At 31.9% G+C, this 22,139-nt stretch carries 22 protein-coding genes and 2 tRNA genes; 14 read left to right on the top strand and 10 right to left on the bottom strand.

Annotated elements, in window-relative coordinates; all coding sequences use genetic code 11:
* Window positions 1-29: 29 nt before the first annotated feature.
* Entirely contained in the window at window positions 30-2,195 is a 2,166-nt protein-coding gene (locus tag Ollyesu_RS05625; protein ID WP_279302816.1) for a prolyl oligopeptidase family serine peptidase, read from the top strand.
* 74 nt (window positions 2,196-2,269) lie between these two features.
* The gene (locus Ollyesu_RS05620) at window positions 2,270-3,181 is read left to right on the top strand and encodes an ABC transporter ATP-binding protein (RefSeq protein WP_279302815.1); all 912 of its coding nucleotides are present in this window, start codon (window positions 2,270-2,272) and stop codon (window positions 3,179-3,181) included.
* On the opposite strand, the gene Ollyesu_RS13610 is transcribed toward Ollyesu_RS05620, so the two are convergent.
* The gene (locus Ollyesu_RS13610) at window positions 3,176-4,900 is read right to left on the bottom strand and encodes a WYL domain-containing protein (RefSeq protein ID WP_347567266.1); all 1,725 of its coding nucleotides are present in this window, start codon (window positions 4,898-4,900) and stop codon (window positions 3,176-3,178) included. The two genes, Ollyesu_RS05620 and Ollyesu_RS13610, sit on opposite strands and share 6 nt — an antisense overlap.
* 545 nt (window positions 4,901-5,445) lie before the next feature.
* Between Ollyesu_RS13610 and Ollyesu_RS05605 the strand changes: the two genes are divergently transcribed.
* From Ollyesu_RS05605 to Ollyesu_RS05550, 12 genes are all read left to right on the top strand, one after another.
* Window positions 5,446-5,988: a hypothetical protein gene (locus Ollyesu_RS05605; RefSeq protein WP_279302814.1), complete on the top strand. Its 543-nt coding sequence runs from the start codon at window positions 5,446-5,448 to the stop codon at window positions 5,986-5,988.
* A gap of 50 nt (window positions 5,989-6,038) precedes the next feature.
* Window positions 6,039-6,365: a hypothetical protein gene (locus Ollyesu_RS05600; protein ID WP_279302813.1), complete on the top strand. Its 327-nt coding sequence runs from the start codon at window positions 6,039-6,041 to the stop codon at window positions 6,363-6,365.
* A 144-nt stretch (window positions 6,366-6,509) separates the two neighbouring features.
* Window positions 6,510-6,582, top strand: a tRNA-Pro gene (locus Ollyesu_RS05595).
* Window positions 6,583-7,516: 934 nt separating this feature from the next.
* Window positions 7,517-7,598 (top strand) — tRNA-Tyr (locus Ollyesu_RS05590).
* Between the two features lie 686 nt (window positions 7,599-8,284).
* Window positions 8,285-9,385, top strand: a complete 1,101-nt coding sequence (locus Ollyesu_RS05585; protein ID WP_279302812.1) for a slipin family protein — start codon at window positions 8,285-8,287, stop codon at window positions 9,383-9,385.
* Between the two features lie 107 nt (window positions 9,386-9,492).
* Entirely contained in the window at window positions 9,493-10,320 is an 828-nt protein-coding gene (locus Ollyesu_RS05580) for a hypothetical protein (protein WP_279302811.1), read from the top strand.
* Between the two features lie 96 nt (window positions 10,321-10,416).
* Window positions 10,417-11,814, top strand: a complete 1,398-nt coding sequence (locus tag Ollyesu_RS05575; protein ID WP_279302810.1) for an RtcB family protein — start codon at window positions 10,417-10,419, stop codon at window positions 11,812-11,814.
* Window positions 11,811-12,239 carry a hypothetical protein gene (locus tag Ollyesu_RS05570; RefSeq protein ID WP_279302809.1) on the top strand — a complete coding sequence of 143 codons (429 nt, stop codon included), beginning with the start codon at window positions 11,811-11,813 and terminating at the stop codon, window positions 12,237-12,239. The genes Ollyesu_RS05575 and Ollyesu_RS05570 overlap by 4 nt, the downstream gene beginning before the upstream one ends.
* Window positions 12,240-12,305: 66 nt before the next feature.
* Window positions 12,306-12,860, top strand: a complete 555-nt coding sequence (locus Ollyesu_RS05565; protein WP_279302808.1) for an exonuclease domain-containing protein — start codon at window positions 12,306-12,308, stop codon at window positions 12,858-12,860.
* Complete coding sequence (locus tag Ollyesu_RS05560) at window positions 12,857-13,603, top strand: nucleotidyltransferase domain-containing protein (RefSeq protein WP_279302807.1); 747 nt, start codon at window positions 12,857-12,859, stop codon at window positions 13,601-13,603. The genes Ollyesu_RS05565 and Ollyesu_RS05560 overlap by 4 nt, the downstream gene beginning before the upstream one ends.
* Window positions 13,600-14,655: a nucleotidyltransferase domain-containing protein gene (locus Ollyesu_RS05555; protein ID WP_279302806.1), complete on the top strand. Its 1,056-nt coding sequence runs from the start codon at window positions 13,600-13,602 to the stop codon at window positions 14,653-14,655. The genes Ollyesu_RS05560 and Ollyesu_RS05555 overlap by 4 nt, the downstream gene beginning before the upstream one ends.
* Entirely contained in the window at window positions 14,656-15,363 is a 708-nt protein-coding gene (locus Ollyesu_RS05550; protein ID WP_279302805.1) for a DUF434 domain-containing protein, read from the top strand.
* Here Ollyesu_RS05550 and Ollyesu_RS05545 read toward each other — a convergent pair whose 3' ends face one another.
* The 9 genes from Ollyesu_RS05545 to Ollyesu_RS05505 form a co-directional block, all read right to left on the bottom strand.
* Window positions 15,364-15,936 (bottom strand): 4'-phosphopantetheinyl transferase superfamily protein, encoded by a 573-nt coding sequence (locus tag Ollyesu_RS05545; RefSeq protein ID WP_279302804.1) that lies wholly within the window; start codon window positions 15,934-15,936, stop codon window positions 15,364-15,366. It lies immediately after the preceding gene.
* Window positions 15,933-16,187: a phosphopantetheine-binding protein gene (locus Ollyesu_RS05540; RefSeq protein ID WP_279302803.1), complete on the bottom strand. Its 255-nt coding sequence runs from the start codon at window positions 16,185-16,187 to the stop codon at window positions 15,933-15,935. The genes Ollyesu_RS05545 and Ollyesu_RS05540 overlap by 4 nt, the downstream gene beginning before the upstream one ends.
* 84 nt (window positions 16,188-16,271) lie before the next feature.
* Window positions 16,272-17,540 (bottom strand): beta-ketoacyl-[acyl-carrier-protein] synthase family protein, encoded by a 1,269-nt coding sequence (locus Ollyesu_RS05535; protein WP_279302802.1) that lies wholly within the window; start codon window positions 17,538-17,540, stop codon window positions 16,272-16,274.
* On the bottom strand, window positions 17,537-17,974 hold the full coding sequence (locus Ollyesu_RS05530) for a hydroxymyristoyl-ACP dehydratase (protein WP_279302801.1): 438 nt from the start codon (window positions 17,972-17,974) through the stop codon (window positions 17,537-17,539). The genes Ollyesu_RS05535 and Ollyesu_RS05530 overlap by 4 nt, the downstream gene beginning before the upstream one ends.
* Window positions 17,971-18,264, bottom strand: coding sequence for a hypothetical protein (locus Ollyesu_RS05525; protein ID WP_279302800.1), 294 nt, complete (start codon window positions 18,262-18,264; stop codon window positions 17,971-17,973). The genes Ollyesu_RS05530 and Ollyesu_RS05525 overlap by 4 nt, the downstream gene beginning before the upstream one ends.
* Before the next feature lie 75 nt (window positions 18,265-18,339).
* A complete protein-coding gene (locus tag Ollyesu_RS05520; protein WP_279302799.1) occupies window positions 18,340-19,137 on the bottom strand; it encodes an SDR family oxidoreductase in 798 nt (265 codons plus the stop codon).
* Window positions 19,138-19,191: 54 nt separating this feature from the next.
* A complete protein-coding gene (locus Ollyesu_RS05515) occupies window positions 19,192-20,244 on the bottom strand; it encodes a type III polyketide synthase (RefSeq protein WP_279302798.1) in 1,053 nt (350 codons plus the stop codon).
* 29 nt (window positions 20,245-20,273) lie between these two features.
* Window positions 20,274-20,996: a methyltransferase domain-containing protein gene (locus tag Ollyesu_RS05510; protein ID WP_279302797.1), complete on the bottom strand. Its 723-nt coding sequence runs from the start codon at window positions 20,994-20,996 to the stop codon at window positions 20,274-20,276.
* Window positions 20,993-22,129 (bottom strand): NAD(P)/FAD-dependent oxidoreductase, encoded by a 1,137-nt coding sequence (locus tag Ollyesu_RS05505; RefSeq protein WP_279302796.1) that lies wholly within the window; start codon window positions 22,127-22,129, stop codon window positions 20,993-20,995. Before Ollyesu_RS05505 ends, Ollyesu_RS05510 begins: the two co-directional genes overlap by 4 nt.
* Between the last annotated feature and the right edge of the window lie 10 nt (window positions 22,130-22,139).

Raw genomic sequence — 22,139 nt, 5'->3', positions numbered from 1 at the left:
TATTGTTTAAATAAAAAATCCCTTTTAATATGAAAAAATTAGTTATTAGTTTTTTAACGGTTATAATTATTATGTCTTGTAAAGAAGAAGCCAAACAAATAGAGCGAAATATTGTAGTTGACTATCCTAACACTGCCAAAGTAGATACAGTAACCAACTATTTTGGAACAGAAGTCAAAGACCCTTTTCGTTGGTTAGAAGACGATAGAAGTCCAGAAACTGAAGCTTGGGTAAAAGCGCAAAACAAAGCAACATATGGTTACTTAGATAGTATTCCGTATCGTGACCAACTAAAAAAACGTCTTGAAAAATTATGGAATTACGAAAAAATAGGCTCGCCTTTTAAAGAAGGTGATTATACTTATTTTTATAAAAATGATGGCTTACAAAATCAATATGTCATTTACAGATATAAAACTGGTGAAGACCCAAAAACTGCAACCGTATTTTTAGACCCAAATACCTTTAAAGAAGATGGAACAATATCACTTGGAGGTGTTAGCTTTTCTAAAGATGGGAAAACTTTAGCCTATTCCATTTCAGAAGGAGGTAGCGATTGGCGTAAAATTTTAGTTATGAATACTGAAACTAAAGAAATTATTGAAGACACTTTAGTAGATATTAAATTTAGTGGAATGTCGTGGTATAAAAACGAAGGGTTTTACTATTCTAGTTATGAAAAACCAAAAGGTAGTGAGTTATCTGCAAAAACCGATCAGCATCGTGTGTTTTATCATAAATTAGGAACACCTCAAGAAGAAGATCAATTGATTTTTGGAGGCACACCAGATGAAAAGCATAGATATATTTATGGAACAGTAACCGAAGATAATAGGTATTTATTAATCTCACCTCGTGTGTCTACTTCTGGAAACAAATTGTATATCAAAGATTTAACACAACCTAATTCTAAATTAGTTGAAATTATTGGTCATACAGATAGTGATACTTATGTTATAGAAAATGAAGGCTCAAAGCTATTTATAGTTACTAATCTAAACGCTCCAAATCAAAAAATTGTAACGGTTGATGCGTCTAATCCTACTCCAGATAATTGGGTAGACTTTATTCCAGAAACTAAAAACGTATTAAGCCCATCTACAGGTGGAGGATACTTTTTTGCAGAATATATGGTTGATGCTGTTTCAAAAGTGTTTCAATACGATTATAACGGAAAACAAGTAAGAGAAGTCACATTGCCAGGAGTTGGTAGTGCAGGCGGATTTGGTGCTAAAAAAGAAGATAAAGAATTATACTATTCATTTACAAACTACGTCACACCAAGAAGTATTTACAAATACAATATCGAAAAAGGAACATCAGAATTATACCGTAAACCAGATATCGATTTTAATCCAGAAGATTACGAAAGTAATCAAGTGTTTTACACCTCAAAAGATGGTACAAAAGTCCCTATGATAATTACACACAAAAAAGGCTTAGAACTTAATGGAAAAAACCCAACTATTTTATACGGTTACGGAGGTTTCAATATTAGTTTAACACCTAGTTTTAGTATTGCTAATGCGGTTTGGATGGAACAAGGTGGTATCTATGCTGTACCTAATTTACGTGGTGGTGGAGAATATGGTAAAGCTTGGCACGATGCAGGTACACAGCTAAAAAAACAAAATGTATTTGATGACTTTATTGCTGCTGCAGAATACCTCATCGAAAACAAATACACCTCATCAGATTATTTAGCCATTAGAGGTGGCTCAAATGGAGGTTTATTAGTTGGTGCAACCATGACGCAACGTCCAGATTTAATGAAAGTGGCATTACCAGCAGTAGGTGTTTTAGACATGTTACGTTACCATACTTTTACTGCAGGAGCAGGTTGGGCTTATGACTACGGAACTGCAGATGACAGTAAAGAAATGTTTGAGTATTTAAAAGGCTACTCGCCAGTACATAATGTTAAAGAAGGTGTACAATATCCAGCAACCATGGTAACTACAGGAGATCATGACGATAGAGTTGTACCTGCACACAGTTTTAAATTTGCTGCAGAATTACAAGCAAAACAAACAGGAAACAATCCAACCATTATTAGAATTGAAACTGATGCTGGTCATGGAGCAGGTACACCTGTTAGCAAAACAATCGAGCAGTATGCAGACATCTATGGATTTACATTATTCAATATGGGATTTGATGTATTACCAACCAAAATTGAAGATTTTAAAGATTAATAATCCTAGTGTATCATATTAAAACCGCTCTTCTTAAAAGTTGAGCGGTTTTTTTGTGCTATTTTTGCTTAGCTATGCTAACAGTTAAAAACCTATCCTTTTCATACAATAAAACTCCTGTTTTAAAAGAGTTGTCTTTTAAGGTCAAACAAGGTGAACATCTTGCAATTATAGGAGAAAGCGGTTCAGGAAAAAGCACATTACTAAATCTTATTTATGGCGAATACGATCTAAATAAAGGTGAAATTTTTTGGAAAGATGATGCAATTTTAGGTCCAAAATACAACTTGGTTATTGGCTACGATTTTATGAAGTACGTCTCTCAGGAGTTTGATTTGATGCCATTTATAACTGTTGAAGAAAATATAGGCAAATACTTATCTAATTTCTACAAAAAAGAAAAAAAAGAACGTACTGCAGAATTATTGGAAGTAGTTGAACTTACTGAGTTTGCAAAAACTAAAGTGAAATTACTATCAGGTGGACAAAAACAGCGTGTTGCTTTAGCACGCGCATTAGCTAAACAACCAGAAATTATTCTATTAGACGAGCCATTTAGTCATATCGATAATTTTAAAAAACAATCACTTCGTCGCTCTGTTTTTAAATATTTAAAAGACAATAATATTACATGTATTGTAGCCACACATGACAAAGAAGACGTTTTAGGCTATGCAGACAATATGATTGTATTACATGACAACAAAATAGCGGTTAACGACAGTCCAGAAAACCTATTTAAAAACCCTAAAACACCTTTAATTGCCTCTTTTTTTGGTGAATTTAATGTCATGAATAACCAGATTATTTACGCGCATCAATTACAAGTCGTTGAAAAATCCGATTTAAAAGTAACCGTTATTAGAAGTTATTTTAAAGGATATTATTATTTGATTGAAGTAGATTTGGATGGTGAGACTGTGTTTTTTGAACATAAAGTTAGCTTAGAAAAAAATCAAAACGTTTACATTCAAAAAAAACTATAAATTCTCATGCTCTGCATATTCCAAACCATTAGGTAATTCTATTGAAGAAAACTCTAAATGTAATACACGTCGTCTTCGTTGCACTGTCGTTTCAGAAGAAGCATGTAATAATAAAGGTTTTAATAACTGCACACCTCCAGAACCAACCTCACTCACAAAGGGAATTGAATTTGAAGTAATCAGCTTAATTTCTTGATCATTTAACCGTTTATTATGTGATCCTGGAATTACTTTTAAAGCACCATTTTTAACAGTAGTATCATCCAAATGAATACGCATTGCAAAGGTGTTTTTAGAAATAGTTTCAGGTGGACAAACACTAATTACACCTTTTTTATTAGTCCAAGAACTAAAACCTTTAGTATCAATTTTTTTTAAAACATTTATAGGCACGTCTTGATGCCAAGTCACATACCAATTATCTGTTGGCGATTTATCAAAATAAATGGCTTTAGTTAAAAACACATTTTTATCAATAGTTTTTATTAGCTTTTTAAAATTTTTATTGAATAAGATATCTTTTAATTCAGGCATCTTCTTTAACACCTCTCTCATTCCAAATGCCTGCTCGTTACTATTATTTTTAATATAATTTTCAACTCTTGCTTTAAGCTTTCTAATATCGCGTTTAGTGTAAATCTGATTTAAAATACCAAAACCTTTATACTCTAAACGTTTTGCAATGGTTTTTAGATTCTTATCACTAATTTCTGTCTCATAAGTATCTATAGCATCATATAAACGTTCTTTGATATTGCGTTTTAAACGTTCTGGTGCTATAATTTTAATTGACTCTCCAAGTCCTAAAATCTCTTTTTCTAATTCAAAATTAAGCTGTACTTGCATAGAAAACATCACACCATAATTATCGCGCTCTATGACTTTTTGTGACTTATGAAAAGGTTTTGTAACCACATAAGGTGCATGTTTATGGTTAACGTAAAACACCACGTTCTCTGTATCCATATTAGGACTTACCGATACACCAATAACATTTTCATAATAATTATTAGAATCGAAAGATTGATCAATAACATAAGGTTTTGAGCTTTTTTTTACAGCAATAATTCGATCTAAAGCAAGATTCATTATACCTTCATTTTTATTTCTTTTACCAATAATAAACCAACGGTTTCTAAATTCTTTTAGTAAATAAGGATGAAAAGCAAAAGTACTTTCTTGTCTTGCCTTAAAAGACTGATAGGTAATATCAATAGTTTGTTTTTTAAGAATAAATTGATACAATTTATCTAAAAATTCTAAGCCTTTTAGGTTATTATTTTTTTCAAAATCAATTAATGATTTTTCTTGTGTTTTCTGGGTATAAACATGGTCTTCTAGCTTTTGAACCATACTTCCTAGTTCAGTAAAATGAGAAAAACCTTGAAACTGTTTTAAAAACGAAACTGCTTCGGATAATTTGGTTAAATCTTGATTAGAAATTGGACTGTTAGTAATACTATAATCTTCATCTTCGTACTTATAATACTTTCTATCGTAAACCACTATTGGAGCATTATAACCCAACTTATCACTACGCATCATTTGCAGGTCTAGTTGCACTGTGCGTTTACTAACATCTACATCTTTACCTTCGTATTCATACAACGCATCAGAAACCGCTTCAATTAAATCATTTAGCGTCCATTGTCTAAACTTATTTTGAAGACATTTATCGATGGTTTTATATCTAATTAATGCGTTTTTATTGACTGCCATTTTAAGTGATTTTCTTTTAAGATTTAAATGTATAAAATTACTACGCAACCAATATGCGTATTTTAATATTTCCGAAGAAAAACAACTTGTTTTAAAATAAATTTGCTTTTTTCAAAAAAATATAATACTTCGTATTATGTGGTCAATTTTTTGGGATTTAAAAAAATAAATTTTGAAAAGTCGAAAATAAATGTAAATCTTTGCAACGCATTTCAACCAAAACACTATTAACAGAAGTTGAATTAAAAATTAGAAACTATGAGTTTATTTATAACATATCAAAACGATCCAAAAGGAATACCACCTTTTGTGATGCTTCGTGATTATCGTTAGATAAACTTTTCAAAATTATAAATGAAAAATCCGAAGCAACCTAAAAACTGTTTCGGATTTTTTGTTTTCAGTCGTTAGCAATTCTGCTAAAACAATTTCCAAAACAGTATTACTAAAAGAACCTCAATGTCATGCTGAGCCTGTCGAAGCATCTTCATTGAAGTTCAAAAAAAACAATTCTGAAAATAGTTTCAGAATAAAAACATAAACCAATGGACACGAATTTGTTAAACAATTACGTGCTTAAAGCTATAGATGCTTATCCATACACACTAGAAGAAACAGTAGAAAATCTAAACTACGCCTTGTCTTACGAAAGCGATAATGCATACGCTTTGTATTTAATGGGACGTTTGCAAGCCGAGCAATTTGGCGATTACGAAACAGCAAAGCAGTATTACGCTGAGGCTTTAGCTAATAAAATGGATTTTCATAAGGTGTATCCACACTACATTCTAGTTTTAATGTGGAATGAAGATTACGAAGAAGCTCAAAAATTAATTGATTTTGCATTAACCGTAAAAGGTGTTTATAAAAGCGAAATCCACCTATTACAAGGGTTTGTTTTTGAATGTCTTAAAGACTATAAAAAAGCATTAAAGGCTTTAAAGCTTGCAAAAAAACTAGGATATAATAATAGCTATATAAGTTTTATAGAATCTGAAATGAAAAGAATTAAAGATAAAATAAAACCTAAAAAGACTAAAAAATCCAAGAGCAAAAAGAAAAAGAAGAAGAGAAAAAAGAAGAAATAACCAACCTATAAGATTTTTGAAACCTCGTAGGTTTAAAACAAGAAATAATTATGAAACGTCATGAATTAATGAGACTATTCCTCATGGAAACAGACAAAACAGGACGATTTATTGTACAATCTAAAGTTACAGGCATCACTTATTTTGTCGAGCCAATAGATAACGGAAAACCAGATAAGCTTTGGAGAGACGTAGATCCAGCAACCAATAAATTAACAGGAGATTATGGGAATAAAACTATTGGTGCTGTAAAACAAAAGGACTCTTTAATTACTAAAGACAACGGATTTGTAAACATTTTAACCTTTAAAGGAAGTCCCTTAGGCGAAATAGATAGAAGAGATAAAATGTATGAATCTAAACAAATTTTAAAATAATTTATACTACGCAAAAACATTGCGCAATAGTGTAAAATATTTGCAGTGTAATCATAAAGAAGTCTTATTAATTAGACTTTGGTAGTAGTGCTCCACCAATCGAGGGAATTGGTGGAGCTTAATAAAAAGTTCTTTAAAAAATAACTGGGAAGATAACGATTGGATGTTTACTCGCTTTGGATGCGAGAGGTTGCAGGTTCGAGTCCTGCTTCTCAGACAAAAACGTTCATTGAAATCTAATAAAATTCAGACAAACTGAATTTATTAGTCAAAATAATCATCATTTGTATAAATGATGGGGCAGCTTATTGTCCATAGATAAACTTGGTAACAAGGATAAATCTATTTGCAGACACTGCAAATGGAGACTGTCTTATTTTAAAACAGTACAGGTAAGCAAGCAACTAACATAAACAACTTTATTCAAGGGGTAACCACTGATGAGTAAAAGTGTTTATAGCCAACATTTTTTTAGGCTTGAAGTGGAGACATTAATAGGAAAAGTTGTAGTAATAGGTTACGTATAGATCATCCAATCTTACGGAGCGTATTGCAGTATTAAAGTTACCCGATTGGAAACTTTTCGGTAGCTTAAAATACGGTGTGTTGGGAAACACACAAGGAGAAGGTTGGTATTTTGTAGACTAAAATCTACGAAGCCATTTTCGAAGCCCTTCTTCTAGGTCAAGTTTAAAAGTCTAGGTTCGATTCCTAGTATCTAAACCAAAAATTGGATATAGCTCAATTGGTAGAGCGCTGTATTTACTTACAGGAAAAGCAAAAGACTTCGAACATCACAGCAGCTAGTAGTTGCCTAAACCCATTGAAAAATATGGGACGATAAAGGTGGCAAGCCTTTATTGTGCAGTGAACATTCTAATAAGCCGCCTTAAAAAGGACGTTTATAAATAGTAAGGGAGCCAACCCTTGTAATTGCAAAGCGTGGTACAAAACCACTATGCAAGCTAAGTCTAAGTTGCTGAACAGTTGTGATGAAATTAGGCATCAGATAAGTACGTAATTCTCTAAGCAATGAGAAGCGCGTGGAAAACTAGAGAAGACGAAAGTTATAATTCTAGGAAAGTTTATCTACAAACGAAGGTATTCTCATATCGTTTTTTTAAAATATTATTAATCTAATGAGATTAACTGGAAGCATTGAGTAATTGGTTGGCTCGCCTGACTGTAAATCAGGTCTTTTAAAGCGTGTAGGTTCAAATCCTACTGCTTCCACATCAAGCAAGTCTTGTTAAGTGTTTCAGTATAGCACTATTGTATAAATCTTTGCTGTTTGCATCAAGACTTTATATCCAACTTGACTTGAAGGTTTTGATTATTAACCAAAAAATAATCTCATCTATGTACACAGGTTCGAATCCTGTCTTCTCTAACGGGAAGTAGCTAAGTCAGGTATAGCAATAGAACAAGTGTAGGTTCGAATCCTACTCGCGCTTAAAGCGTGATGGCGAAATTGGTAGACGCGCTGTATTTAGGTTACAGTTTGAAATGGAATGAAAATCCATCTTTCACCAAGAAGGTCCCTTGTAAAAATCGACCACCAAGTGTGTCTCACTTTAAAAGACAAAAACAAAGTAAAGGTTAACTGGCTAAAACAACTTGTTGTAATAGCAATCCAGAAAACACCTTGAAATACAAATGTATTTTTAGATGCTTAAAGTATCCTTTTAAAGATTCATTTTTCAATACTAGTTTTGAAAATTATTCAAATCAAAATTGATTAATCATCTGCAAAACGTTGCTTAAATCACTTTAAAACAATTGTCTTTCCGTAGTTAGAAAGATGGTTTTCTTTTGCTTTGTTTTACTAAAAAATAGTTCTTTCAGTTTTACTGAAATTCTATTATAAATGTTTAATCGTTCTGAATAAAAAAAGAAAATCAGGACAAAAATTAGAAATCATGAAAAGAGTAAGAATTCATGCAGGAAAAGTAGGTTTAGTATTTAAAAACGGTGATTACAAACGAGTAATTACTCAAGGTACGCATTGGTTAGGATTTAATGAACGTGAAATAACGTATAGCTTAAGCTTAGTGTTTAATGCTCCTGTAGCTTTAGATATCTTACTTAAAGATCAAGATTTAGCAAACAGATTACATGTTGTTAATGTTGAAGACAATCAAATAGTATTGGTATATAACAATAATAACTTTAAAAATGTATTAACAGCTGGTCGTTATGCTTACTGGAAAGACTTAATTGACTACGAATTTATAACAGTAGATTTTAGTAATATTAACATTCCAAATACAATAAATAAAGCGTTATATAACCACAACGCATTACGTCCATACATTCGCACGTTTGAAGTAGCTGCATATGAAAAAGCAATTTTAATTATAAACGATAAGTATGCTAAAACTTTAGAACATGGTACCTACCATTTCTGGAGAAATAACGATACTATTAAAATTGCTAAAGTAGATTTACGTCAATTACAATTAGAAATTGCTGGTCAAGAGTTGTTAACTAAAGACAAAGCAACCGTACGTATAAACTTTTACGCACAATACAAAGTTACAGACATTGAAACAGCGTTAATGCGAAACAAAGAATACGAAAAGCAATTGTACATAACGTTGCAATTAGCATTAAGAGCGTTTGTTGGCGCTTACACCTTAGACGAATTGTTAGAGCAAAAGGAAACTATTGCTAAAGCGGTTTTACAAGATGTAAAAACACAAGCTGGCAAATTAGGTGTCAATGTATTACATGCTGGTGTTAGAGATGTTATTTTACCAGGTGATATGAAAGACATCATGAACCAAGTATTAATCGCACATAAAAAAGCACAAGCTAATGTAGTGACAAGACGAGAAGAAACAGCCTCTACAAGAAGCTTGTTAAATACCGCAAAATTAATGGAAGACAACAACATGTTGTTTAAATTAAAAGAAATGGAGTATGTAGAGAAAATTGCAGATAAAATTGGCGAAATTACAGTTGCTGGAAATGGTAACGTAATTGAGCAGTTAAAAGACATTTTCTCTGTGAATAAGTAGTGTTATGGCCTAACCCAAACCAAAAAATGTTTGGGTTGCGTCTTCTACTATATTTTTTTATACGAAAAATAAAAGGATATTAATTACCCAACTAAAAACAGATTATTATGAAACACATAGTACCTAAAGTGAATAAATTTTATACGACTTCATTCGATGCAAGTGATATTTCTAAAATTGACTTGCCAGAAAAAAGTAAAAAAATTATCGAAGAGTACAATAATTCAAAATCAATTAATGACGATTATGACTTAGCTGCACTTACATCAAATAATCAACTCGTTTTTGGTTTTGACTACATGCACAAAGGGAATAAAAACTTTATACCAGAATTAGATCCTTCTGTTATATACTTTTCAAGCGCACAAATGTTTTCAAAAATGATATATAACTATAAGAGAGATTTGCTCAACCAAAGTTCTTTGTTCAAAATTAATAAAAAAGGAGGAAAAGAAAGTCAATCTTTGGATGTAACAATAAAGCAATTTGAAATATTCTTTCAATTTGCTTCAAGCTATATCATCATGTTAAGCACATCTTTAGAAGCTTTTGTAAATAAAATGATTCCTATAGATTATACTTTTACAACTAAAAAGGGGTCTGTGAAGAATATAGAATGGATATTGAGACAAAATATTGAGCTTAAAATTTCAAAAATAATTCCAGAATGTACTCAAAAAGATTACAGAAAAGATTTCAACAAGAAGTACGAATCAATATTAAAAATAAAAAATTTCAGAAACGAACTTATCCATTTGAGTCCTAAAAACGAAATAACTAATACTAAATATAAAGAATTCTATAGAAAAGTAATTGATTTTGGATATAGTGATTCAATATATGCAATACGTGATTATATCAACTATCATGAAGAAGGGTTGATTGAAGAATGCGATTGTGGTAATGAAATATACTTTGATATTCACAAAAAATAAACTACGCAAAAACATTGCGTAACATACTATAATATTTGTAGTGTAATTAAAATGTTATTCAGAGCAAAGCGAAGAATCTCATTAAAAAAAATAAAAATGAACACAAAAATAACAGGAAACCATTTATTAGAATTAGGTTTTAGACAAGGAAAATGGATGAAAGAAGCCATCGCACATATTAACGAAAATCAATTAGAAGATGAGGATTTGAACTCATATTTAAAGCAATTTAAATCGCCAGATCCTATAGCATTACATGCAAAACCAGTTGATTTTTCTATCAATATTAAAGCAGAAAATGAAGAAGAAGAAGATAACGTTGCTAAAGTGATTAACTCGATGCAAACCTTAATGAAAACACCAACATTAGTTGATGGAGCCATTATGCCAGATGCTTGTCCTGCAGGTCCTGACGGAACTATTCCTGTTGGTGGTGTTGCAGTTGCAAAAAACGCGATTCACCCAGGAATGCACAGTGCAGATATTTGTTGTTCAGTTATGTTAACCGATTTTGGTAAAGCAGACCCAAAAGCCATTTTAGATGCCGCACATGCTAGTACTCATTTTGGTCCTGGTGGACGCGATAGAAATATACAGTTTAGATTTCCGAAGGAATTATTAAACGCTTTTGAGTCTAACTTTTTCTTAAAAGACAAGCAAATGATTCAGATTGCAAGAACCCATTTAGGAACGCAAGGTGATGGTAACCATTTCTTATTTGTTGGTACTTCTAAAAAGACAGGACATACAATGATGGTAACGCATCATGGCTCTAGAGGTCCAGGAGCCAGATTGTATGACAAAGGGATGAAAGTGGCTGAGCGTTTTAGAAAAGATTTATCGCCAGAAACTAAAAAGCAAAACGCTTGGATTCCTTATGATACTGAAGAAGGGCAATCGTATTGGGATGCCTTGCAAATTATAAGGGATTGGACTAAGAAAAACCATGAAGTATTACACGATGCAGTAGCTCAAAGTTTAGAGATTGATATAGAGAACAGGTACTGGAACGAGCATAACTTCGTCTTTAAAGATGGTGATTTATTTTACCATGCAAAAGGTGCAACACCATTAGACGCTAAGTTTATGCCAGATATTACAGGTCCAAGATTGATTCCTTTAAACATGAGCGAACCGGTTTTAATTGTAGAAGGTAATACCACAAGCACCAATTTAGGTTTTGCGCCACATGGAGCTGGAAGAAACGTAAGTAGAACCCAACACAGAAAAAGCAAAACAGGAACGATCATGCAAATCTTTAAGGAAGAAACTAAGGGTATTGACGCGCGTTTTTTCTCAAAGGAAATTGACATTACCGAGTTGCCAAGTGCTTATAAAAATGCACAAACTGTTAGAAACCAAATGGAAGAATATGGTTTAGGTAAAGTCATTGACGAGGTTATGCCTTATGGTTGTATTATGGCTGGTGATTGGCAAAAGAATGCGCCTTGGAGAATTAAAAGAGATAAGAAAAGACAACGAAATAAAAGATGAATACTCAAGAATTAAAAAACATAGTAGATAGATTAAAATCTTATGTCAATGAAAATGAAGCTTATTTTGGCTTTTTTCAATATGGTGGAGGACAAGATGAATCCTTTATAAAAGCAAATAAAGAAGGATTGATCCGCTTTGCAACAGAGCTTTTAGAAGCAAATTTAGCAGCTTCTACTGAAGAATATGTTAGTGGTGAAAAACAATTCTATTCATTATCAAGTGATTGGTTTTCTGAGCATTCAGAATTTAATTTCTCATATGTTGAATTGCTTCAAAAACTAAAAGCAGATATAGAGCCAGATAAAGAGTATAGGAAAACTTGGAAGGATAAATTATCCGGATATGTATTTGGTGGAATTATTATTTTTATATTGATTTCAATACTTGTAGGAGCTATTACAATTATTAGTTGGCTCTTTTAAAACAAATACCAAAATAGGTGAAAAGTGGACTGACTTAGGTTAGTCTGCTTTTAAAAATTAAAAACAATGAATTACAACAATAACATAATCATAATTGATTTAGAAGCAACCTGTTGGAATGGTAAAATTCCACATGGTCAAGTTAACGAAATCATAGAAATTGGTATTTGTGTATTAGACACAACAACTGGAAACATTACAAAAAATGATGGTATATTAATAAAACCTATACGTTCTGAAGTAAGTATGTTTTGTACAGAATTGACAACAATAACTCAAGAGTTGTTAGATATTGAAGGTGTCTCTTTTGAGGATGCATGTACTAAATTACGAGAAGATTATAATGCACATCATTACACTTGGGCAAGTTATGGCGCTTACGATTTAAATATGATGAAAAACCAATGTAGAATTAGAGATTTGGATTATCCTTTATCTCAAAACCATATTAACGTAAAAACGCTATTTACAGAAGTGAAAGGTTTGCATAAAAAAGTAGGAATGAAAGGTGCTTTAGGTATCTTGGAAATCCCGTTGGAAGGAACTCACCACAGAGGAGTTGATGATGCTAATAATATAGCTAAAATCCTTGATTGGTGTTTAAAAAACAAAAGACGATGAAAACAAAAATACTAGAAAAACTTTCTGAAATAGAGAAAGAAAACAATATAGAAATACTATTTGCGGTAGAATCTGGGAGTAGAGCTTGGGGTTTTGAGTCACCAGATTCAGATTACGATATTAGATTTGTTTACAAACATAAAAAAGATTGGTATTTAAATCTTTGGGAACAAAAAGACACTATCGAGTTTATGACTGAAGACGATTTAGATGGTTCTGGTTGGGAATTCAAAAAAGCACTAAAACTGTTAGCTAAATCTAATGCTTCATTTTTAGGTTGGTTATTTTCTCCTATAGTTTATAGAGCTGATGATAGTTTTTTAAAAGACATAAAAACTATTGCAAATAACAACTTTAATCCAGTTGCTGGTTTTTATCATTATCATAGTATGAGTAAAGGTTTTGAAGAAACTTTAAATACGGATGAAATGACTCTTAAAAGTTTTTTCTATGCTATTAGAACAGCTTTATGTGCTAATTGGATTTATAAAAACGGAACAATTCCTCCAGTATTATTTACAAGGTTATATCCAATAATTAATGAGAAATACCACGCAATTTTAAATGATTTAATCCATTTAAAAAGCAAACATATCGAAAAAAGTACTGAGCCAGTAAACGACTCTTTAATCAAGTTGGTAAGAGATATTGTTGCAGAAAATAACAGTATAAGAAACGATCTAATAAACAAAAAACCTAATCCTGAAGAATTCAATGCATTCTTCTTAAAAATAGTAGAATGACAATTGAAGATCTAAAAAAATCAGGTTCAATAATTTTTGAAAGTATTAGTGGCAGTAAAGCTTATGGCTTAGACACTGCCACTTCAGATACTGATATTAGAGGTGTATTTATATTGCCTAAAGAGCAGTTTTACTCTTTAAATTATATTGGTCAAATTAATAACGAAACTAATGATATCGCTTATTACGAATTAAATAAGTTTGTAGAATTACTCTCTAAAAACAATCCAAATATAATGGAGTTATTAAATGTGCCTGAGGAATGTATTCTTTATAAGCATCCAGCATTTGACCATATTAAAAAGGAAGATTTCCTATCAAAATTATGTAAAAATACATTTGCAAATTATGCGTTTACACAAATTAAAAAAGCAAGAGGTTTAAACAAAAAAATTGTAAATCCAGTTGAAAAAGAAAGAAAGTCTGTTGAGGATTTTTGTTATGTCAGAGATCATAAGCAATCTATTTTACTTAAAGATTTTATTAATAAAAACAATTTTAATTTAAAATCTTGTGGTTTAGTGAAGCTATCTCACATGAAAGATTGTTACAACCTATTTTACAACGAAAACATGAATTACAATGGAATTGCCAGAGAAAACGCAAACGAAGTTTGCTTAAGTTCTGTACCAAAATCAGAAACACCAATAGCGGTTTTATATTTTAACGTAGATGGCTATTCAACCTATTGTAAAAAATATAAAGAATATTGGGATTGGGTTGAGAAAAGAAATGAAGAACGTTACAAAAGTAACATCTCACATAGTAAAAATTATGACGCCAAAAACATGATGCATACATTTAGGTTGCTCCATATGGCAAAAGAAATTGGTCTAAATAATGAAATAAATGTTCGTAGAACAGACAGAGATTATCTGTTATCAATTAAGAATGCTGAGTTTGAATATGATGATTTAGTGTCTAAAGCAGAAATAATGAAAGAAGAACTAAATACTATTTATGATAAATCTCTATTAATCGATAGACCTGATTTAGATATGATAAACAATCTGGTTTATAACATAAGAAATAATTTTTATAATATTAAATAAATGCCCAACCAAAGAAACAGAGGAAAAAACAGTAACGACGACACGCTTTTTGGTTCAGAGACTATTCAGCAGAAACTAATAGAAGCCATAGTTGATATGCACTATTTGCTCACTCGTGGTTATGCCGAAAAATCGTCTTTACAACTCGTTGGGAATAAGCATCGTCTCACCGTAAGACAGCAACAAGCAGTTAGAGGCATGAGTGCGTCACAACAACAAATTGAACGACGACAATATCATGAAATTTCTTTTGATAATTTAGATACTCAAACCATAATCATTGATGGATTTAACCTTCTTATTATTTTAGAAAGTGCTTTGTCTGGAGCTTATGTTTTTAAAGGTTTGGATAATTGTTATAGAGATTTATCTGGAGTTCATGGCACATATAAACGTGTGCAACAAACAGAAAATGCTTTATTATTGGTTGGTAATCTTCTTAAAAATCATGATGTGATTTGGATATTTGACAAACCGGTTTCTAATAGTGGTAAACTTAAAACCATGCTCAGAGAAATTGCAGAAGAACATCATTTTAACTGGGAGGTTATCTTAGAAAATAATCCTGATAAGGTTTTAGCAGAAAGCGAACACATAGTCGTTAGCTCTGATGCTTGGGTTTTAGATCGAGCTGACCGATGGTTAAATCTTGGAGCGTATATTATTGAGCAGCACATTTCCGAAGCTACAATAATTCATAGTAAATAATTAATAAGCAAACCCAGAAAATCGTCCGTAATGTGTTAAAGACAAGGCGATTAGTAGTTGCTTAGAATTATTAAAAATCTGCGGAACTCCAACTTCAGTCTTTTTAATCTGTAAAGTTTGAATTGCTAATCCTTTAGTTTCAGAAATCGATTTTAATAAAGATTGTTTTAGCGTATCACTTGTAATTTTATACGAGGTGTTTTCGGTTCTAAAAATCGAACTATTTACTTCTATATTCTCATCCAATTTTGCAACCGTATAAACATATTCCTCAGTAATCTTAGAAGTTGTAAAATAGATTTCATTATCAATCGAAACGATTCCTTTTTTTAAAGAAATAAGTTCACACTCCATTCGTTTTGGATTAAAAAAGCGTTTCCCTAATTGTTGCACATTGACTTTATAAGCAGCTTCTTTCATACTCCAAAGTAACCAAACCATTTGGTGTTGGTTACTTGAGGTACTAATGTATTCTTGTTCTTTTTCCGTGAATACTTTATCAAAAAAACGTGGTCTTTGCCAATTAGAGTCTTTGGCAGCTTGTTTTAAATCGACAATATCATTGCCTATCATTTTGCAGCTAATTTTTCATTTACAATATTCATTGCTGCTTTTACAGACGTCATTTTTTCCATATCATCGTTTTCTATTCTAATATCAAATTCGTCTTCCACATCTAAAATCACATCGACTAGATTCGCAGAATTTATTTTTAAATCGTTTATAAAATCGGTCTCTTCAGATAGATTATTAAAGGCATCCTCATCTTGAATATAAGGCTGTACGATGGTTTTGAGTTTAGCAATTAATTGATCTTTTGTCATATTTTTTTAATGTTGTCTGTTCGAGCTCAGTCGAGAATTAAAACCTCTCGACTGTGCTCGAGGAGACCTAATTTATCTAAATTATTAATACTTCTTAAAGGTAACACAACCGTTAACATCACCAAAACCAAAGCTTGCTTTTGCAGCAATATTTATTTCAGTTTTTAAAGCTTGTTTTACTATTCTTTCTTCGGAAATTAATGCTGAAATCTCTGGATGTACATCATCACAATTTATATTAGGAAACACAAACTGCTCTTTTAACTGCAATACAGTTGCGACACTCTCTATACTTCCAGCAGCTGCTAAGCAATGACCAACCATAGATTTTAAAGAATTGATATACGGAAAATTATTTCCGTATCTATCTAATGCTTTTGTCCAATTTTCAATCTCGAGACTATCCTTAGAGGTTGCTGTTAAATGTCCGTTTATAGTATCGATCTCTTCAGCAGAAATCCCAGAATTTTTAATCGCATCTTTAATACAGCGTTGGACAGCTTCTGCGTTTGGAGCAGTCATTGTACCTCCATTGCGTTGTCCGCCAGAATTAATATTTCCGCCTAAAACCTCAGCATAAATGTTTGCGTTTCTTTCTAAAGCGCTTTCTAAAGACTCTAAAACTAAAGCACCTGCTCCAGCTCCAGGTACAAATCCAGATGCTGTTGCACTCATTGGTCTTGAACCGTCTTTTGGTGATTGGTTGTGCTTGTAAGTCATCACTCGCATCGCATCAAATCCACCCCAAATATAAGGTCCATCGTCACTGCAACTACCAACCAACATACGTTTTACTTGTCCTTTTTTTATACGTTCGTAACCCATTAAAATCGCTTCGGTTCCAGTTGTGCATGCTGACGAATTTGTAGTGACTTGATTACCTAAACCTAGTATTCCACCTAAAAACGCACTAATACCACTAGCCATAGTTTGTACCACAACTGTGCTTCCTAACCGTTTGACTTGTTTGTCATCTAACTTATAAATAGCTTCTCTAAATTTTTCTACTCCAGAGGTTCCTGTTCCAAAAACAGTTCCGCTGTCAAAGTCTAAATCGCTGTTGTTGTCTATTGTGAATCCTGCATCTTTCCAGGCATCCATACCAGCAATGCAACCGTATAAAATGCCTGAACTATTAAAGCCTCTCAATTGCAAAGGTGTGAGATACTCTAGTTTTTTTTCTTCAGAAATTTGAGGAATACCACCTATACAACACGAGAAATTTAAGTCTTCTAATTGCTGGTGAAACGTAATTCCGGATTCGCCTTTTTTTATGGCTTTGGTGAACGCTTCGATTCCAACACCATTTGGTGATACAACTCCTAAACCTGTTACGACAACCCTGTTTTTCATGCTTTTATCATTCCAGAAATTTGTCCTCTACACACCAATTCATTTTTCTTATTAAACAACTTCACTTTACATTTTAATTTATTAAATCTAAACACTTCTTTTTCTGAAACTACAGTCACTTTTTCGCCTGGAAACACTGGTAAAAAGAAATCGACTTGACTTGAAGTTAATGCTATTTGTGGTTTATTTTCTTTTGATATTTCATCTTTCAACATATAAATTCCCAAGCATACAACTCCAATTTGTGCCATACATTCGGTTAAAATAACACCTGGTGTGATTGGGTTATCTTTAAAATGTCCTTCATAAAAATAGGCGTCTTTTTTGAAGGTGTAATGTCCTGTTATAGTTTCTTTTGAGATACTAGTTAACTCGTCCACGAATAGAAATGGATGTTGATATGGTAATAATGATATGATTTGATCTGAAGTCATTTATGAGAAGTTATAGTTTGAAATTTATTATTCTTAAATATTAGATAATGCTCCATATTTAAGATATCTCTATTCCCTTTTATTTCTTTTATCAAATACCATTCTTCATCCTCTTCAAGTTTAGGTTTATCCCAATCTATTTTTACAAAATATGGTTGGTTCTTAATTACACTCACTTTACTTTCATCTTTTTCAAGACTATTCATCCAATCTATAGTGTCATTGTAATGGTCTTTTTCACAAGAAGTAAGTACAAATAATATTAAAATGGCTTTCAAAAAATGTTTCATTTTAAGTTTTTAAATCAATTATGTTCTCGTTTCAGACCTGTCAGGTTTTAAAAACCAGACAGGTCTTATTATATTTTAGGATATATGCTCTCCTCCATCTACAGGAATTACACAACCATTAACCCAGCTTGCTTCGTCTTTAGATAATAAATAAACTGCATTTGCAACATCGTCTGGTAATGTTAAACGCTTAAAAGGATTTCGTTTTAAACTATGTGCTTTTATTTGATTACTTCCCGGAATCATGCGTAAAGATGCTGTATCTGTAACGCCAGCTTGTATGCAATTAGCTCTAATACCGAAAGGCGCAAACTCTAAAGCAATATTTCTTGTTATGGCTTCTAAAGTGACTTTTGCTGCAGATACTGCTGCGTAATTTTGCCACGCTTTGGTGTTTCCTTCACTTGTAAAACTTATAATTCTTGCGTCTTCCGCGAATAATTTCGATTCAAAAATAGCTTTTGTCCAATCGTATAGACTAATCGCCATAGCGTTAATTGTTAAATTGAAATCGTCGTTTTTTAAGGTTGGTTTTTCTTCGGAAATCATGGGTTTTAAATTCCCTTTGGCTACACTATGCACGAGTGTTCTTATTATTCCTTCAGCACCTAATACATCTTTTAATTCTGAAATAATTTGCTCTCTCTTTTCAGCTTTAAAGGCATCCATATTATAAGATTTAAACTGAACACCTTTTGCTCTAATTATATTAAATTCTGAAGTTATTTCTTCCTCCTGAGCTCTAGAATTTCTATGAATGATACAAATATTCATACCATGTTTGGCTAGTTTTTTTGCTGTAGCCAAACCCAATCCGCTGGAGCCTCCCAAAATGAGTGCCCAATAATTTTTATGTTGAAAGTCTTTATTCATTTCTATTTAGTTTATGAGATGCTGAAACAAGTTCAGCATGACAAAATAATTTTGTCACCATTCTAAAAGTATACGTTGCGCTGAAAATCCTGGACCAAAACTTAGCATCAAACCTCTGTCTCCTTTTGGTAATTGCTTATCCATAAAGCGTTCTAAAACATACAATACAGTTGCGCTACTCATGTTTCCATACAGTCTTAATGTTTCTTTTGTATCATTAATATTCTTACCCAATGAACCAAATAAGTCTTCAACAGTTTGTACTATTTTTTTTCCTCCTGGATGAAAAATAAGATGGTCGACGTCTTCAATAGAAATATTATTTCGTTCTAAAAAAGGGTGTACAATCATAGGAAAATGTTCTGAAATAGTTTCTGGAACTGCCTTGTCTAAAATCATTTGCAAACCTGTATTCACCAATTTAAAACCCATCATCGTTTCAGCATCATAAAAATGATACATAGCTTCATCAATTATTTTTGGTCCTTCTTCATCTTCATAAGACGATAAAATCACACTTGCTGCTCCATCACCAAAAATAGCAGCACTTACAATATTTACCATTGAATAATCATCTAATTGAAAGGTTGCGGTTGGAGACTCAACCGCAATAACTGCTGCTCGTTTGTTTGGGTTTGCTTTTAAAAAATTCTTCGCATAAATAATGCCTGAAACTCCTGCTGCGCAACCCATTTCGGTAACAGGAAGTCTTACGATATCCTGTTTCATTTTTAGATTGTTTATCAAATAAGCATCCATTGACGGAATCATAATGCCTGTGCAACTTACCGTTATAATGTAATCTATATCTGTTGGTTTTAAGCTGGCTTTATCTAATGCTTTTATCAAAGATTGTTCTGCTAATTTGACGACTTCGCGCGAATAAATATCGTTTTTTTCTTCAAAAGAAGTCTTATTAAATACTTCTTCAGCATCCATAATAGAATAACGTCTATCGACTCCTGCATTTTCAAAAAGCTTAATCACTTTTCGCTGGAAACGTTCCTCTTGACCAGTCATCCAAAGCTCTAAGAACGGAATAATATCTTTAGTTTCTCTGGTATATTTTGGTAGTTGTTTGGCTACTGCTGTTATTTTTACACTCATAGTTTAAACACAAATTGCACTAATTTTCACTAATTACTTTTTATTTTTTTTAATATCCACTGAAAACGAAAAGCCCACTTCCATTGGATTTGATAATTTGCATTTATTTTTTCTGAAATATCTTTTAATTCTTCCCTTTTAAAACCTCTTAAAACTGAAGTTAATCCATCTTCTACTATTGTTTTATTCTTGATTGTAGTACACAATAATTTAAACAGATAATACGCTAATTTATGTCTGTGTAAATCATTGACAACGATTCCTAATTTAGCTTTTTCTAAAACAGGTTTTAAAAAGGTGACCAATTCATTTTCCTTGAAATGATGAAGAAATAAAGTGGTTAAGATTAAATCATATTCTAACGCATCAAATGCTTCTGAAAAAATATCAATAGCTTTAAATTCTATATTATCGTAATTTTGCGATAATTGTATTGCATAATTAACCGTATGCGGATTTGCATCAATCCCAATCAAATTAAATTTATAGTTGTTTTTCTTTCCAAAAGTTGATACTTCTCTTAAAATATCACCTCCTCCACAACCTAAATCTATAATGGTAATTGGTTCTGATTTAGTATGATTTTTAAGTGCTTTTTTTAAGCCATTTATAGTCACACTATTTCCGCCTAACCATTGATTTATCTTTGCTAATTTATCTAAAGCATCATGAAGTATTAGACCATTATAATCCAAATCATCCATGATTTCTTCTTCTTCGCTTCTATATTTTGTACTAACTAAAAGACTCATTTAACTTGCATTGTTTTTCCGTACGTACGTTTTATAATGTGTGGCATCAAACTTGGAAACGACTTAATAATTCTAATTAAAACTTCTGCTAATTCATTTCTACTAAATAAATCAGCAACAATGTGTCCTGTTCTTAAACGGGATTTAAACTCCTTATTCCATTCCCTAAGATACTGCTTTTCTAGTGCTTGTCTCTCTTTTATTTCGCCATTAAAAAACTTAATAATAAGTAACGATGCCATTTGTGCGCTTCTAATTGCCATACTCATTCCGTTACCACATAAAGGATGAATCATTCCTGCTGTATCACCACACATTAACATGTGATTTTCGATTGGGTTTTTAGTTTCAAAAGAAATTTGACTAATAGTTAAAGGCGCATCAAATACTGGTTTTGAGTGTTCAAAAATTGTTTTTAAAGATTTATTTTTAAAGACGACTTTCTGCTGAAACTCATTGATATCTTTATACTTTTTAAAGGCTTCAAAGTCTGTAATATAACAGACGTTTATACTATCATTTTCAACTTTTGAGAGTCCGCAATAACCACCTTCAAAATTATGAAGTGCGACTAAATCGTCTGGAAAATCACCTTTTAAATGTGTTTTTACAGCTAGAAAAGGCGACTTATTTTTAATAAAATCTCTATTGAGTTTTACATCTAAATTTGCACGTTTACCATACGCACCAATCACTATTTTAGAGTTGTAAGTTGCTTGTTTTGTTGTAACTGAAAAACTGTCGTTTGAAAACTGAATATCTTCAACAGTATCTTGACTAATTGTGGCTTGATTTTGTATCGCTTTTTTAGATAATTCGTAGTCTAGACGAAAACGACTAATCCCAAATCCACCTAGAGGTAAATTGGCTTTTATTAACTTATTTTTTGGTGTCGAAAGTTCAAATTTATTAATTTTTTTTGCACCTAATTTAAAAACATCAATTCCTAAAAATTCAAGATAAGGTAATACTTCGTTAGAGATATATTCGCCACAAACTTTATGTTTTGGATACTCATTCTTTTCGATAACCAAAACGCGCAACTTACTTTTTGATAAGTGAATTGCACTGGATAAACCAGCCAATCCACCACCAATAATTATAACGTCAAAACTTGATGGATTTGTATTCAATTTTTCTTTA

The organism is Olleya sp. YS (assembly GCF_029760915.1).
GTDB lineage: Bacteria > Bacteroidota > Bacteroidia > Flavobacteriales > Flavobacteriaceae > Olleya.
Note: the sequence above shows the minus strand (reverse complement) of the source record. Positions and strands in the feature narration are given on the sequence as shown.